Here is a 1017-nt window from a genome sequence, read left to right on the forward strand (position 1 = left end):
CGCAGTCTGCGACATGTTCACCCCAGACGAGTGCTACAACTTCTTCCAGGCCGCAGGATATGAAACCAATTGAGCCAGACGCGCTCTAATTGTTGTTATTGGATCCTCGGATTCGGGAATAACAGTTCGAGCAAGATCAAACATCAATCCGCGAACCCGCAAACCATTGGAACCATCTTCCTCGATCCTGGCTGTCAGTTTACAGCCCTCGACCTCGATGTAGCTTAGAATCAATTGCCTCATATTTACCGCCTTGAACCATCAACGTCTCAGACGTCTGTTCAATCTCCTGAGCAAGCAAAATACGTGCTTCCTCTGCAGCCAGATCGGCCTCGGTCATGACCAATAGAGATGCTACTACAGTAAGACCTTTCATGAATCGTTGCCTCGTTTACGGACCAACGATAGTCGTCGCGAAGTCATCTCCCCAGAGCGACATGAAAGAAACCGCCTAACTAGTCCACTTGCGGGTCTCAGCCAGATGGCTGACCTCGGTTTCGTCATCTTCAGAGCAGCGCACTACAGAGCCGAACAGGTCGATGCGGATCATCGTTCCATCGGCCATCATGACCTGATCCTCGCGCTCATGAACGATGATCGATTTCCAACCAACCGAATTCTCGCGAAGAATGCCGATAAAGTCCGGGCGCAAAGCAATATGTACGTCTTCGGTTTCCGGGTTCTCGATGCTTTTGAGATGGATGAACGCCTCTTTGTCCTCGGAGTTCTCGTCGATCTGAACGCCAGCGTGTTCCGGTATCCAATGAAATGGCCAGTTCCGTGAGTTACCCATCTTGTCTTTGTTATACGTCATATAGAACTTGGCGAACGCCATCACCGGCATCTGGCAACGCCCTATTGCTGTGAATGGGTTTTGGAGAGACGTGGTATGACAAAGATATACGAATACGATTCCCTGGACATCCTTGTACATGTGACAGATGAGGCGACGGATGCACCACTTGATCTGACTGGTGCGCATATCGCGGTCCGCGCTGGCCGTCATAGAGGCGAGGC

2 protein-coding genes are annotated in these 1017 nt (G+C 51.0%); both read right to left on the reverse strand.

Annotated elements, in window-relative coordinates:
* Positions 1–33: 33 nt before the first annotated feature.
* Positions 34–243 carry a hypothetical protein gene (locus tag ACR0CW_RS23160; RefSeq protein ID WP_480789587.1) on the reverse strand — a complete coding sequence of 70 codons (210 nt, stop codon included), beginning with the start codon at positions 241–243 and terminating at the stop codon, positions 34–36.
* Between the two features lie 208 nt (positions 244–451).
* Complete coding sequence (locus ACR0CW_RS23165; RefSeq protein ID WP_480789588.1) at positions 452–814, reverse strand: hypothetical protein; 363 nt, start codon at positions 812–814, stop codon at positions 452–454.
* Positions 815–1017 lie beyond the last annotated feature (203 nt).

It is taken from the genome of Ruegeria sp. CH6, from assembly GCF_056537005.1.